Raw genomic sequence first — 14,427 nt, 5'->3', positions numbered from 1 at the left:
CAAACACTGAAAAAGGGAGTCCCAGTCGGACTCCCTCTTGTTGGCCTCTCTTATTCAACATCAGGTGGATGTCCACCATGCTTTCCTTTCCTTGACCCCGGTCGATTTTCATCAACCTCATCTCTAATTCTACTTCCATTGTTAAAATCATACTCCACATCTCGGTCCATGTCCCTGGCCTTTTTTAAAATTTCTTTTTCCATTATTGGTTCACCTCCGCTTGCTTATTTTATACAGTACAACCCGCTCTTATTTCGCTTTTCACAAAGATAAAAAGCTGTCTAAAAACAGCTTTTCATGAGAAGTAATTTATTAACACCAGAGTAATCAGTTTGTAACTTTAACTTCTTTTATATCGTCATTGTCTTGAGAACCCAGTCTTTCCTCAGTTTGGGCTTTCATTGTATCAGCAGTTGTTAAGGCCTGGCTGTTTGGTTCAGGAGACATATTCTCCGAAGTTTTCTCAGTTTTTGTTACCGTACTATTTCCCGTAAAAGCCCTAACCTGCGTCATGATTTTATCACGCATCTCCGGGGAGACCATTGACTGAACCTGATTAAACACTTTATCACGTGCTTCCTTGTTACGGAATAAATAGACAGCCGCTCCCAAAGCAGCAAGTCCCAAAACACTATTTTTTGATTTGGCCATAAAACTTGTCCCTCCTATCCTATCATAGTCCTTTTATTCCCCATAAATAAAAAAGATAAACGAGCATTTCAAGGAGCTTCCATTTGGCCTGTTTTAAGTAAAAAATATATTGGTAAAAAATTTGAAGCTTTGTCTTTCCAAAGCAACAATCTATAGTATTCAAAAATATCGAGAAAAAAGTAACTCTTCTTAAATAAAGCAATGGCAGCCGGCTCTTTTATTCGAGAGTAAAACTCTGCAGAAGTTCTCATAAACGTACTAGCTAATTTGTAAAAGGTTAAATGACTCTAGTACATGCTTTATCTGAATCCTTATCCTTAAACTGTTTTGTTTCTTTACTTCCCACAAGGTATAGGAACATGGTCTGGCTAATTAAACAATAACCGTTTTTTAGTTAATCTGTAAAAAATATAGAAAAATAAAGATAATGGATTTACAATAAAATAGATGTTTTTTCATAATAGGGGGAGCCACAATTGTTCGGAATCCAAGAATTCTTACTCAATATGTTGTTCATTATTCTTTCAATTTTCGCCTATCAGATTTTTTGGGCTGATCACATTAACCGAATTAAAATAATGACTGTAAAGCGGAATCAGTTCATCATTACGTTACTTTGCAGCTGTTCTCTTTTATTGTGTATTGCTTTCCCTGTTTCTCAGTCAACCGGTTATTTTTATGATTTGAGACAAATACCTATATTAATTGGCACTTTTTATGGAGGAGCCTGGATAGGGCTAGTCTTAACAGGAATTATGGTAGTTTATCGATTTTTTCTAGGGGGCAGCGGAGTCCTCAATACAATTTTATTTTACTCTGCATTTATTTCCATTGTGATTTCAGTAAGGCCTCTCTTTTTGCGATACAATTTAAGAAACAAGTTGTTCCTTGTATCGATTATTGTAGCCAGCATGTCTTTTTTTCCCATCATATTAGCACAACATATCGGGTTTGCTCCAAAGACTTCCAATCTGTTTATCTTAATATTTTGTGGAGTATCATTATTCACAGTATGCTTATCAATTTATCTCATTGAGCGATTGCTGGAAATTGTACGATTGCGAATAGAAGTGCATCACGCAGAAAAAATGAACGTTTTAGGGGAGCTTACTGCCTCAATAGCACATGAAATAAGGAGTCCAATGACGGCAAGCCGTGGATTTATGCAATTGCTTAAGGAGGAGATTTCAAATGAAAGAAATCAAAGCTACATAGATTTGGCTATATCCGAAATGGACCGCGCACAAAGTACGATATCCGACTATATTTCCTTTGCTCGGCCCGAGGTGGAGGAATTAGAAAAGATCGATATTTCTGCACTTGTTTCAAATTTACTCTCTATGATGTCTCCATACGCAGCCTTTCATAATGTCAAACTTGTATCCAACGTAACTCCAAACATATTTATTAATGGAAGCACAGAAAAGCTGACCCAAAGTCTGGTCAATATATTAAAAAATGGAATTGAGGCCTCTACTGGCAAAGGAAAAGTAGAAATAACCACAATTTCAAAAGAAAAAACTATGTTGCTTAAGATTTGTGATAACGGAATAGGAATGAAAGAAGAACAAATGCAACGCCTCGGTACACCATTCTATTCAACGAAAGAAAAAGGAACCGGCCTCAGTTTGTCACTAAGCTATCGGCTGATCGAAATGATGGACGGAACAATCAAAGTAGAAAGCGAGCCAGGAAAAGGTACCAGTTTTAACATCCTCTTTCCTTTCACTACGGACGATAAAAGCCCGTAAATATGTTGTTAAGGTGGGATCCCTGGCTTTTACTTCTTCTAAATTTTTGTTTTCTTTAAATTGTTGTTAAATTATCCTGCATCCAAAAAGATGTCATTCGGATTGGTGTATAAATGACCTTCCTGACAAAAAGGTGATTCCCGCTTATTTGTATACCTTGAAATAGCAACAATGCATCGAAATGTTCAAAAGATTATCATTTACATAATTCCTGCCATCTTTTCATATAAAAATATACTTGCCTTTATACTGAAAAATATTGTTACCTTATCTATAAATATAGTAAAATTTTTAACATATATATACATTGTTAACACAATTAAAGGTTCTAATAGTATAAGATCGATTATATAGGTTTATGAATAAAAGTTTTATGAGTTGTATGTGAATGGGGCGGTTAACTTGAATCTGCAAATTGAGTGTGATGATATCGATTTTCACCAATTGGTCGAACGGTCGTTAAATTCGTTCTGGATTTTAGACGGAGACTGCAAAATTCTTTATTGTAATAACGCTTGTTTAACGTTGCTAAAGGCAACATCTTCATCGGATATCCTATTTAAAAATATGCATGAGTTTGTTCCTCATGAATTACATGCTACCTGCAAAGAAAGGTTATTAACAGTATTGGAAAAGCAAGAAGAGTCAATGGAACTCGCAGAAGCCAAAATGATAAGAAAAGATGGCGTAATAATAGATGTTGAAGTCAGGATTGCACCTTATTATTTAAAAGATAAGGTATATGCCCAAGTGGTGATCCAGGACATAACACACAAAAAAACGGCTGAAAAGCTGTTGAATGATAGAGAAAAGTTGGCTTCACTAGGGCAAATAGCAGCAGGAATTGCACACGAAGTCAAAAATCCCCTGACATCCGTGAAGGGTTTTTTGCAACTAATGAAGGAATCCAATCCACATCCGTATATATATACGATTGAATCTGAATTGAAGAAGGCATTGGATACGCTGGAGAATTTGTTGCATGTATCAAAACCTGATTTACATGAAGAACCTACTGTTCCAATTTATTTAAGCAATGAACTATATTCTATTGTGAACCTATTCCAGGATAAATTGTATAACGTGGAAATAGAAATGGATATAAGTGATTCAAACAAGAAAATAATGGGCAAAAGGAATTTATTCCTTAAGGCATTATTCAACCTTATTAAAAATGCTTTTGAAGCAATCCCAGACAAAGGAAAGATAAAAGTCGAACACTATTACCAAGATGGAGTAATTTGCATCAAAATATGTGATACGGGAGTAGGCATACCGCACGATAAATTAAAATTGCTCGGTACACCGTTTTTCACCAGCAAAAGCGAAGGAACTGGTTTGGGCCTGACACAGGTATTTACAACCATTCACGAACATGGCGGAAGAATTTCTGTCCAAAGCACTATAGGAAAAGGGACAGTTTTCCATTTGCAGCTACCTTCTTATTCTGGGGAATAATAGAAACTACAGAGATCATGAGTTTAAACCGGGCGATGCCTTTATTTTTGGAAGGTATCGCATATCCTCTTAACTTCATTATCAGTAGGATTTAAAACGATGTTACTTTTTTAAAATGACCTTAGAAGTAATCATTATACCCTTCATCATCCCTATCACCGCCTTTCCTCCTATGAATATTCGTTAGCTGCCGCTATTTTTTCTACCTCCCTACAAACCAAACAAACATCATAACATTATGAAAAGCAATTTTGCACAAGCTTGAGATTAATCTATTCAGGTAACCAATAGACTTCCACTGCTCTTATAATCCATGAACCGTATATTCTGCAATAATTTCACTCTAAGATTAGGAATAATCAAGCTTGAATTCACTTGATGAGTTAACAAGGTAAGAAGAATATACAGTATTATTTTTCACCAAGTAAGGTCCCTTATAAAAAAACTATTTCAATTAGCCGTATTTAAATCAAAAAAGACATAGCCAATAAGAATATATTACCGCCGGATACGCAATACAATAATTCGTTTTCCCTACTCTTATCTCCTTAACTTAGTATTCAAACATATCTGTGTTTTTCCACTTTTGAAAGTATATACCTTACTATTCTTTATGCAAGAAAATCCATTGACTTGTTATAAAAATGCACGTATATTATTACAGGTGATTGAATAAATTCTCATCTGCCAACTAAAAATTTTTTAAAATAAACTCTCCTATTTCACATCGAGAAGAACACACTAGAAAGGGGAACTTGAAAATGGGAACAAATAAAAAATTAGGACTGTGGATTTTAACAGCCCTCGTCATTGGAAATATGGTTGGTTCAGGCATTTTTATGTTGCCTGGATCTTTAAGTGAAGCTGCAAGTCCTGCCGGTGTCCTATCGGCATGGTTAATAACAGGCTTTGGGGTATTAATGCTCGCTTTTGTGTTTGGCAACTTAGCCATTAGGAAGCCAAATTTGACCGGCGGCCCGCAAATTTACGCAAAAGAATTATTTAAGTCTGGAAGTAATGCATCCACTCTGTCAGGCTTCATGGCTTCTTGGGGCTATTGGGTAGGAAATGCAGCCGGCAATATCGCGGTGATCACAACTTTTGCCGGATATCTGTCTACCTTTTTCCCTATCTTAGTAAATCAGGCTGAGCTGTTCTCAATAGGCGGCTTCACATTAAAAATCGGCAATGCCTTAACCTTTGTTGTTTGTACACTTCTTTTATGGGGCACCCATTTTATTATCTTACGAGGTATGGATAGCGCAGGAAAGCTGAATTTTGTTGCCACTTCCGGCAAAGTAATTGGATTCTTTTTATTTATTGTGGTTGGTTTATTCACTTTTCAAAAGTCTAATATCATGCCATTTGTTGCACCGAGATTTGATGAAGCTGGACAAGCTATAGGTGTATTCAGCCAAATCAATAATGCAGCCATAACAACTTTATGGGCATTTGTCGGAGTGGAATCCGCCGTTGTGTTCGGATCCCGCGCGAAAAAACAAGTGGACGTAAAACGCGCTACTATGCTTGGATTGATGATCGCACTTGCCATCTACATTGGTATCAGCACGCTTGTTATGGGAATGTTAAGCCCAAGTGCGCTGGCTGCTTCCAATAAACCATTAATCGACGCTATTACAACGGTTATGGGGCCGGTTGCAGGAAAAGTACTTGCAGGATTTGCTTTGATCAGCTTATTCGGCTCGATTCTGGGATGGATTATGCTGAGTGCCGAGGTTCCTTATCAGGCGGCAAAGCAAGGCCTGTTCCTACCAGCATTCAAAAAGGTGAACAAAAAAGGAATTCCTGTATTTGCCCTGATTATAACAAATGTAATTGGACAGTTGTTAATCTTTTCAACGATATCCAACACGATTTCAAAAGCGTTTAATTTTGCAATTGTCATTGCAACACTAGCGTACCTTGTCCCTTATTTGATTTCTTCAATATTCCAGCTGAAGCTTGTTATAACCGGAGAAACCTATACAGACAAAAAAAGCCGTATCAAAGATGGAATGATTGGAACACTGGCCACGATTTATTCCGTATGGGTCATTATCGCCGGCACGGCGGATCTAACAACATTCGCTCTTGGCATGGCACTCTTAGTAAGTGGAATTATTTTTTATAAATGGGTTAAACCTCAAAAAACAAAAATTCCAGAAAAAGAAATCCTCTCCGCTTAAAATTTAGGGGTCAGTCCCCCGGTGCAGTAAAGCGTTAATGCACTGGGGGACTGCCCCCCTTCTTTATCACTTTACTAAACTAAAATATACCATTGACTCTACTATGAATTCACCGTAGTATTATACAGGTAATTGAATATAACCCTCATCAGCTCAAGATGAGGTAGAGGTCGCGAAGAGTAATAGTACTTTGATGGAGAGTCAGGGAACTCGATGAGGTCAAACGAAAGGACGATTCGCCGAAGCGCTGTAATTCTCTGGTTATAGCAGCTGGGACTGTTACCGAATAGGTGCAGGACTGTCATAGTGTTAAGCTATGTTGAACTATCCCTTTTTGTCTGATTCGGTTTTTTACACACACCGTTTCAAGCGTGTGTTTTTTTGTGCTTATTTTTGACAAAAAAGATAGTCTCCTATTTTGAGCAGCAAGAGGATATCCAGAAAGGAGATCATTTATATATGGATAACAGCAAAAAACTCGGTTTATGGATTTTAACTGCGTTAGTAGTTGGAAATATGGTCGGTTCCGGAATTTTTATGCTGCCAAGGTCTTTAAGTGAAGCTGCCAGTCCAGCAGGTGTGCTCTCTGCTTGGTTGGTAACAGGCTTTGGTGTATTGATGACAACACTTGTGTTTGGGAACCTAGCATTAAGAAAGCCAAAGCTAACAGGCGGTCCCCAAATTTACGCTAAGGAACTATTTAAGCTTGGCAGCAATGCATCCACTTTATCTGGATTCATGGCTTCATGGGGATATTGGATTGGAAATTTAGCAGGTAATATTGCAATCATAACAACATTTGCAGGATATTTGTCTACTTTCTTCCCGGCTTTAACGAATCAGGCTGAACTGTTTACAATCGGGAGCTTTACGTTAAAAGTAGGGAATGCCTTAACATTTGCTGTCTGCACAACCCTCTTATGGGGAACTCACTTCATCATCTTAAGAGGTGTAGAAAGTGCCGGAAAATTGAACTTCCTTGCGACAGCTGCAAAGGTGATTGCCTTCTTCTTATTTATTTTGGTTGGATTGTTTGCTTTCCAAAAAGCGAATATGCTTCCATTTGTCGCACCAAGAGTCGATGAGGCCGGTCATACTATCGGTTTATTCGGCCAAATCAATAACGCGGCAGTTACTACTTTATGGGCATTTATCGGAGTGGAATCCGCTGTTGTGTTTGCCTCTCGCGCAAAAAAACAGGTTGATGTCAAGCGTGCGACGATGTTAGGGTTATTGATGGCTCTTGCCATTTATATCGGAATTAGCACACTCGTAATGGGAATGTTAAATCATCATGTTCTTATAGCCTCTGATAAGCCACTGATTGACGCCATTTCGGCAGTATTAGGCCCAGTTGCCGGCAAAGTTTTAGCGGCTATCGGCCTCATTAGCTTATTCGGCTCCACAATAGGTTGGGTGATGCTTAGCTCTGAGGTTCCTTATCAAGCGGCTAAACAAGGATTATTCCTTCCAGCATTCTTAAAAGTAAACAAAAAAGGAATTCCTACTTTTTCGTTAACAATCACTAATATTCTTGGTCAATTATTTATATTTTCAACCATTTCTAACACAATTTCTAAGGCTTTTGAGTTTATTATTGTTGTTGCGACATTATCCTACCTTGTTCCTTACTTTATTGCATCCGTATTCCAATTAAAATTGATTCTTACTGGAGAAACCTATACAACTGGAAGAAGCAGGATTACCGATGGAGTAATTGCCGCTCTTTCAACCATTTATTCCGTTTGGGTCATCTATGCGGGTACTGCAGATATCAAAACATTTACATTTGGAATGATATTACTAGCGAGCGGAATCCTGTTTTATAAATGGGTAAAACCATCAAAACAATTAGAAAAAGAAAGAAATAAGCTTTCTGCTTAAAAAATGAGAATGTGCTTGGATTCCTAGTTCATTAAACAACTAGGAATCCGGCACTTTTTTTCCATCTTGGAGAAGAACCCCACCAAAATCCTCACATTAAATAGCATATAAACATACCTTGTAATTTGCCGTTTAGCAACAGCCAATCTCCCTGACGAGTGGTGTCCCTATAATTTTGTTAAAAATTACATAATTAATAAAAAAATATTGGAATAAAATTAACATTAGAAGGCAACTAGACACATGAAGCATTACACAATTTGTCTGAAAAATGATCCCACATTATGAAAAACGTATACATCACAAAATAAAAAAGGTCAGTCCCCTGGTGCTCTAACGCATTAACGCACCGGGGGACTGACCCCATTAAAAACATTTTATATATTGTATGACGGAAGAACTGTGCTTCCCATCAAATAACGGTCTACTTCACGAGCTACTTCACGGCCTTCATTGATTGCCCAAACGATTAGGCTCTGGCCTCTTCTTGCGTCTCCAGCAGCAAAAACGCCTTCTACATTGGTAGAGAAATCACCATAAACGGCATCAACTTTTTGATTGGTTGCTTTCACGCCGAATTGCTGTAACAGCGGCTGTTCGGTACCCTCAAACCCTATAGCGATAAAGACATGCTGTGCCGGCCATACTTTTTCTGTTCCTGGAATTTCTTTAAAGATGTACTGGCCGTTTTCATGCTGGATCTTTTCCATCTGAATGGTATGCAATTCTTTTACATGGCCATTTTCATCATTAACAATTTTCTTCGTTTGAATAGAATATTGCCTTGGATCATTACCAAACTTAGCTTCAGCTTCCTCATATGCATAATCAAGTGTAAATACGTTTGGATAAGCTGGCCACATATTCTCAGGAGTCCGTGTTGCCGGGAGCAGTGGGTGCTTACCAAATTGTACAACACTGCGGCATTTTTGGCGCAACGCAGTAGCAACACAGTCAGCACCTGTATCACCGCCTCCGATTACAATCACATCCTGACCTTCCACATCAATAAACTGGCCATCTTCGAAGTTTGAATCCAAAAGGCTCTTGGTTGTTGAAGTCAAGTAATCCATAGCAAAATGGATGCCCTTCGCTTCACGCCCATCAATATCTAGGTTACGCTGTTTTTGTGCTCCCGTACATAAAATGACGGCATCAAACTGATGTTTAAGCTCTTCAGCTGTAATATCTTTGCCTACCTCTGTGTTCGTGACAAAATCGATGCCTTCCTGGCTTAACAGCTTGATACGACGTTCAACAATTCCTTTTTCCAGCTTCATGTTTGGAATTCCATACATCAATAGTCCGCCTGGGCGGTCTGCACGTTCAAAAACTGTCACAGTATGACCTGCCTGATTCAGCTGGTCCGCACTAGCCAATCCAGCCGGGCCGGAACCAATGATAGCGATTTTCTTTCCAGTGCGTTTGGCTGGAATGCGTGGCTTGATCCAGCCATTTTCAAAACCTTTATCGATTATCGTCCGTTCAATGCTTTTGATTGCGACTGCCGGATCGGAAATAGCAAGCGTACAAGAACCTTCACACGGAGCCGGGCAAACACGTCCTGTGAATTCCGGGAAATTATTTGTCTTAAGCAAACGATCCAATGCTTCTTTCCATTTGCCACGATAGACCAGATCATTCCACTCCGGAATCAGGTTGTGGATCGGGCACCCAGTTGTGGTGCCCTGAACTTCCATGCCCATATGGCAAAAAGGAGTGCCGCAATCCATACATCTTGCTCCTTGACGGCTTAACTTTTCATCGGAGAAGGGAGTTGAATATTCTTTCCAGTCGTTTAGGCGCGTGAGTGGACTGCGTTCTTTTGCCTTCTCACGCTCATATTCCAAAAATCCTGTTGCTTTTCCCATTTCCTTCTCTCCTTCCTAATTACATTACTGCATTAAGCTGTTTTACAGCTGTTTTTTTCTCTTGGTTAGCATTTTCCTGAAAAGCACTCATGATAGCTGCTGTCTCGGATAATCCTGCTTCCTGTTGTTCCTTTATTAGCTCCATCATTCGCTTGTAGTCTTTAGGAATGACTTTTACGAATTTACTAACAAGATCCTTCCAGTTTTCCAACACATAAGCAGCTTTAGCGCTGTCTGTATATTCATAATGCTTGACGATCATTTCACGAACGTCATTCATTTCCTTTACATCGCTAAGTGCTTCGAATTCAATCATTTCTTGATTGGATAGTTGCTTAAACTCATCCTGGTTCTCAGCAAATACGTAAGCAACTCCACCTGACATACCTGCCCCAAAGTTTTTGCCTACGTCTCCTAAAATCACGACGCGGCCGCCTGTCATATATTCACAGCCATGGTCGCCAATTCCTTCAACAACCAAGCTTGCTCCACTGTTCCGTACAGCAAAACGTTCTCCTGCACGACCGTTAATGTATGCTTCACCGCTTGTCGCTCCGTAAAATGCGACGTTACCTGCGATAACATTTTCGCCTGCTACCAATTTGGATTCTTCCGATGCTGACACAATAAGCTTTCCGCCTGATAAGCCTTTTCCTATATAGTCATTGACATCGCCAGTTAAACGAAGAGTCATACCCTTAGGCACAAACGCACCGAAGCTTTGTCCCGCTGATCCGTTAAAGCGAAGGGTAATTGTATCTTCCGGCAGTCCTTCTTCCCCATAACGCTTAGATATTTCACTACCAACAATCGTTCCAACCACTCGGTTGACATTTGTGATAGGGAATGAAACATCAACTGGCTTTCCTTCCACTAATGCTGGCTGCACAGCCGGCATTAATTCCTTCATATCAAGGGACTCGTCGATTTTATGATTTTGTGGTGTTTTATAAGTACGAGGTCCCTCAGGCTGGAACAACAAAGTAGTTAAGTCTAAGTGCTTTGCTTTCCAATGCGCTTTTGCACGATCGCTTACCTCTAGGACATCCGTACGGCCCACCATTTCCTCAATCGTTCTGAATCCTAACTCTGCCATAAGCTCACGGACTTCCTGTGCTACGAACCTCATATAGTTCACAACATGGTCGGCCGTTCCAGTGAATTTTGCACGAAGCTCTGGATTTTGAGTGGCAACCCCTACAGGGCACGTATCTAAATGGCATGCCCTCATCATGATGCAGCCCAAAACAACAAGCGGCGCTGTCGCAAATCCAAATTCCTCTGCACCGAGCAATGCAGCCATGACTACGTCCCTTCCAGTCATCAGCTTCCCGTCAGTTTCTAAAACAACACGGTCACGCAGTCCATTGATCATCAAAGTTTGGTGTGCTTCAGCGAGCCCAAGCTCCCACGGCAAACCAGTATGCTTTATGCTCGTTTTAGGAGAAGCTCCTGTTCCGCCATCATATCCACTGATAACAATTACATCCGCCACACCTTTAGCAACTCCTGCTGCAATGGTTCCAACACCTGCTTTTGAAACTAGCTTAACACTAATCCGTGCATTACGATTCGCATTTTTCAAATCATGAATCAACTGCGCCAAATCCTCAATCGAATAAATATCATGATGCGGAGGAGGCGAAATTAGCCCAACACCCGGTGTTGATCCGCGAACTTCAGCTACCCAAGGATACACTTTGTTTCCTGGCAGCTGGCCGCCTTCACCTGGTTTAGCACCTTGGGCCATCTTGATTTGCAGTTCATCTGCATTTACAAGATAATCGCTCTTTACCCCGAACCGTCCTGATGCTATCTGCTTGATACCGCTTCTACGGTTGTCTCCATTTTCGTCAAGCGTATAACGGGCTGGATGCTCTCCGCCTTCACCGCTGTTGCTCTTAGCGCCTAGACGGTTCATAGCAATTGCCAAAGTTTCGTGTGCTTCCTGGCTTAACGATCCGAAGGACATCGCGCCGGATTTAAAACGGCGTACAATTGAATCTACGCTCTCTACTTCATCGATTGATACAGGCTTGCGAGTCATATCGAAGGAGAATAAATTACGCAAAAATCCGATTCTTTCTTGGTTCGCCATTTCGGAATATTGTTTATATAATCCATAATCACCTTTGCGGGTCGCCCATTGAAGTGTATGGATGGTCTTAGGGTTAAATGCATGATGCTCCCCTGTTTTTCTCCATTGAAAATCACTGCCAGCCTCTAGCGTATCATCAATTGATTCACCATATGCTGCCTCATGGCGCATCAAGGCTTCCTTAGCGATCGTGTCAAGTTGAATTCCGTCAATCTGCGAAGGAGTACCGCTGAAATACTTTTCAATAACATTTGCACTAATACCAACAGCTTCAAAAATTTGAGCACCGCGATAGCTTTGTACAGTTGAAATTCCCATTTTAGACATTACTTTAATAACGCCTTCTGTCATACCTTTTACGTACTTTGCAACCGCTTCTTCATAACTAATAGCCAAATGGCCGTCCAAAATAGCCCGCTTATAAGTTTCATAAGCTAAATACGGATTAACAGCATCCACGCCATAACCAATTAAGGCTGCAAAATGGTGCACTTCCCGTGTTTCACCAGATTCAACTACAAGACTTATCTTTGTACGGCTTCCCTGGCGGATCAAATGCTGATGTAATGCACTTGCAGCAAGCAAAATAGGCATCGCCGCTTCATCCCTATTGATATTACGGTCTGTTAAAATCAGCAAGCTTGCTCCGTCAGCAATAGCTTTTTCGGCTTCAGCAAAAATCCGTGAGAGTCCGCTTTCCAGGTCACCGGTAAATAAAGTATGAATGGTTTTGCTAGAAAACCCTTCTAGTTCATTCGCTTTCAATTTTGCGAGTTGGCCATTTGTCAATATTGGCGTTTCAAGCTGGATTCGACGGCAATTTCCTTCATTCGGATGAAGAAGATTTCCTTCTGCCCCTAAATAACTAACAGTCGAAGTTACGATTTGTTCACGAATGGCATCAATAGGCGGATTCGTTACCTGGGCAAATGTTTGCTTGAAATAATTGAACAATGATTGCGGGCGATCGGACAATACCGCAAGAGGTGTGTCATTTCCCATGGATCCTAACGGGTCCTTTCCCTCTGTTACGACAGGGATTAGATATTTATGAACATCTTCATACGTATAACCAAATGCTTTTTGGAGAACGAAAAGCTCAGACTTCGGATTTTCTTCCGTCGCGTCTCCATCATCAGGCAATACAACAAGCTGTTCATCAAGCCATTGCTGATAAGGATAAGCAGCAGCCATCTCTGACTTGATTTCCTCATCTGAGATAATCCGTCCTTGTTCCAAATCGATCAATAGCATTTTCCCTGGGCTTAATCTTTCTTTATATAAAACATTCTCCGGTTCAACTTCAATTACACCGACCTCCGAAGAAAAAATAATATAATCATCCTTTGTTACATAGTAACGAGCAGGACGCAGTCCGTTGCGGTCCAGAATGGCACCGATTTGTTTTCCATCGGTGAACGAAATGGCAGTCGGTCCATCCCATGGCTCCATCAACGTACTGTGGTACTCATAGAACGCCCTCTTTTCCTTTGAAATGTGAGGGTTCTCAGTCCAAGGTTCAGGAATCATCATCATGGCGACATGGGCAGGCTTTCTCCCAGCCAGCACAAAGAATTCAAGTGCATTATCCAAAATGGACGAATCGCTTCCATCAATGTCCAAAATTGGAGCTACTTTGTTTATGTCTTCCCCAAAAGCATTAGAAATGAATTGCTTTTCGCGTGCGTGCATCCAGTTTATATTTCCCCTGAGTGTATTGATTTCTCCATTGTGGATTAGATAGCGGTTTGGATGCGCCCTTTCCCAGCTAGGGAACGTGTTCGTACTAAAACGTGAATGTACTAATGCAAAAGCGGACTTAAAGGCTTCGCTTTGAAGATCCAAATAGAATTCATCTACCTGATCAGGAGTTAATAACCCTTTATAAACAATTGTTCTGCTTGACAAGCTTGCAAAATAGAACCTATTTCCTTGCACAGCAGCTTTATGTTCTGCCTGCTTCCTGATTACATATAGTTTTCTTTCAAAGGCTAAGTCATCAGATATGTTGTCATTAGCCCCGATAAAGACCTGCCGGACCACTGGCGCTGTCTCTTTTCCTACTGTTCCAATTTTTCTGACATCAACAGGTACAGTTCTCCACCCAAGAAGAACCTGGCCTTCTTGTTCTATATAATGATTAATACTATCTTCAATCGAAGATTGCTCAGCCTCATTTTTCGTAAAGAAGAGCATCCCTACTCCATATCGACCCTTTTTAGGCAAGTTAATTTCCGGACAAGATTCGCGGAAAAATTGATCCGGGATTTGAACCATTAATCCTGCGCCATCCCCTGTTAGCGGGTCGCTTCCCTGTCCGCCCCGGTGGTCTAATTGGCAAAGCATCTGCAGTCCTTTTTTTACGATTTCATGCGTTGCGTTTCCTTTTATATGTGCGTACAATCCGATTCCACATGCATCATGCTCGAATTCAGGACGGTAGAGACCTTGCGCTTTTGGTATTTGATTGTATGTCATATTTATCTCCTCCCGTTTATTTCAATATTTTCCGGAAAAATCACTTAAGT

The 14,427-nt window shown here is 40.3% G+C and carries 8 protein-coding genes and 1 riboswitch; of the genes, 4 read left to right on the top strand and 4 right to left on the bottom strand.

Going from position 1 to position 14,427, the window contains the following annotated elements; genetic code table 11:
- Positions 1–50 precede the first annotated feature (50 nt).
- Together CUU64_RS21885 and CUU64_RS06975 are read right to left on the bottom strand one after the other, a co-directional pair.
- Positions 51–203 (bottom strand): hypothetical protein, encoded by a 153-nt coding sequence (locus CUU64_RS21885; protein WP_180954489.1) that lies wholly within the window; start codon positions 201–203, stop codon positions 51–53.
- Between the two features lie 124 nt (positions 204–327).
- Positions 328–651 (bottom strand): hypothetical protein, encoded by a 324-nt coding sequence (locus tag CUU64_RS06975; RefSeq protein ID WP_101632791.1) that lies wholly within the window; start codon positions 649–651, stop codon positions 328–330.
- A 476-nt stretch (positions 652–1,127) separates the two neighbouring features.
- On the opposite strand from CUU64_RS06975, the gene CUU64_RS06970 reads away from it, so the two are divergent.
- From CUU64_RS06970 to CUU64_RS06955, 4 genes are all read left to right on the top strand, one after another.
- Positions 1,128–2,402, top strand: coding sequence for an ATP-binding protein (locus CUU64_RS06970; RefSeq protein WP_101632790.1), 1,275 nt, complete (start codon positions 1,128–1,130; stop codon positions 2,400–2,402).
- A gap of 402 nt (positions 2,403–2,804) precedes the next feature.
- Entirely contained in the window at positions 2,805–3,860 is a 1,056-nt protein-coding gene (locus CUU64_RS06965; protein ID WP_101632789.1) for a two-component system sensor histidine kinase NtrB, read from the top strand.
- Between the two features lie 761 nt (positions 3,861–4,621).
- The gene (locus CUU64_RS06960; protein ID WP_101632782.1) at positions 4,622–6,046 is read left to right on the top strand and encodes an amino acid permease; all 1,425 of its coding nucleotides are present in this window, start codon (positions 4,622–4,624) and stop codon (positions 6,044–6,046) included.
- Positions 6,047–6,202: 156 nt separating this feature from the next.
- Positions 6,203–6,381, top strand: a riboswitch (Lysine riboswitch).
- Between the two features lie 124 nt (positions 6,382–6,505).
- Positions 6,506–7,930 carry an amino acid permease gene (locus tag CUU64_RS06955; protein ID WP_101632766.1) on the top strand — a complete coding sequence of 475 codons (1,425 nt, stop codon included), beginning with the start codon at positions 6,506–6,508 and terminating at the stop codon, positions 7,928–7,930.
- A 377-nt stretch (positions 7,931–8,307) separates the two neighbouring features.
- On the opposite strand, the gene gltD is transcribed toward CUU64_RS06955, so the two are convergent.
- Positions 8,308–9,801, bottom strand: coding sequence for a glutamate synthase small subunit (gltD, locus tag CUU64_RS06950; protein WP_101632753.1), 1,494 nt, complete (start codon positions 9,799–9,801; stop codon positions 8,308–8,310).
- Between the two features lie 19 nt (positions 9,802–9,820).
- On the bottom strand, positions 9,821–14,377 hold the full coding sequence (gltB, locus tag CUU64_RS06945; RefSeq protein ID WP_101632731.1) for a glutamate synthase large subunit: 4,557 nt from the start codon (positions 14,375–14,377) through the stop codon (positions 9,821–9,823).
- Between the last annotated feature and the right edge of the window lie 50 nt (positions 14,378–14,427).

The organism is Bacillus sp. V5-8f (genome assembly GCF_002863565.1).
In the GTDB taxonomy this organism is placed as follows: Bacteria; Bacillota; Bacilli; order Bacillales; family DSM-1321; genus Peribacillus.
This window is presented reverse-complemented; position numbering and strand designations above follow the sequence as displayed.